Annotated in this window: 2 protein-coding genes; one reads left to right on the forward strand and one right to left on the reverse strand. The window is 67.5% G+C overall.

Going from position 1 to position 807, the window contains the following annotated elements:
* The coding region (locus QZH66_RS17395; RefSeq protein ID WP_305807093.1) for a hypothetical protein at positions 1-297 on the reverse strand (297 nt) is incomplete at its 3' end.
* Between the two features lie 151 nt (positions 298-448).
* Here QZH66_RS17395 and QZH66_RS17400 point away from each other — a divergent pair.
* Positions 449-807: ATP-binding cassette domain-containing protein (locus tag QZH66_RS17400; protein ID WP_305807094.1), on the forward strand; the 359-nt coding region annotated here is incomplete at its 3' end.

Genomic DNA, 807 nt, shown 5'->3' on the forward strand with positions numbered 1-807 from the left:
ATGAATTCTTCCGCACTCTTCCCCGCGCCAGGAGCGCCGCCGCCGCGGCTGCAGCTGACCGGCATCACCAAGCGCTACCCCGCCGTGGTGGCCAACAGCGGCGTCTCGCTGACCGTGCAGCCGGGCGAGATCCACGCCGTGCTGGGCGAGAACGGCGCCGGCAAGTCCACGCTGATGAAGATCATCTACGGCACCGTCAAGCCCGACGAGGGCGCCGTGCACTTCGACGGCCGGGCGGTGCAGGTGCGCAACCCGCAAGAGGCGCGGCAGCTGGGCATCGCCATGGTGTTCCAGCATTTCAGCCTGTTCGACACGCTGTCGGTGGCCGAGAACGTCTGGCTGGGGCTGGACAGGAGCCAGCGCCTGTCCGAGGTGACCGAGCGCATCACCGCCAAGGCGGCCGAATACGGCCTNCAACCCGCAAGAGGCGCGGCAGCTGGGCATCGCCATGGTGTTCCAGCATTTCAGCCTGTTCGACACGCTGTCGGTGGCCGAGAACGTCTGGCTGGGGCTGGACAGGAGCCAGCGCCTGTCCGAGGTGACCGAGCGCATCACCGCCAAGGCGGCCGAATACGGCCTGGACATCGACCCGCTGCGCCCGGTGCACACGCTCAGCGTGGGCGAGATGCAGCGCGTGGAAATCATCCGCGCCCTGCTCACCAACCCCAAGCTGCTGATCCTCGACGAGCCGACCTCGGTGCTCACGCCGCAGGCGGTCGAAAAACTGTTCGTGGTGCTGCGCAAGCTCGCCAGCGAGGGCTGCAGCATCCTCTACATCAGCCACAAGCTGCACGAGATCCGCGCGCT

This window comes from Stenotrophomonas sp. YIM B06876, from assembly GCF_030711595.1.
Taxonomy (GTDB): Bacteria; Pseudomonadota; Gammaproteobacteria; order Xanthomonadales; family Xanthomonadaceae; genus Stenotrophomonas.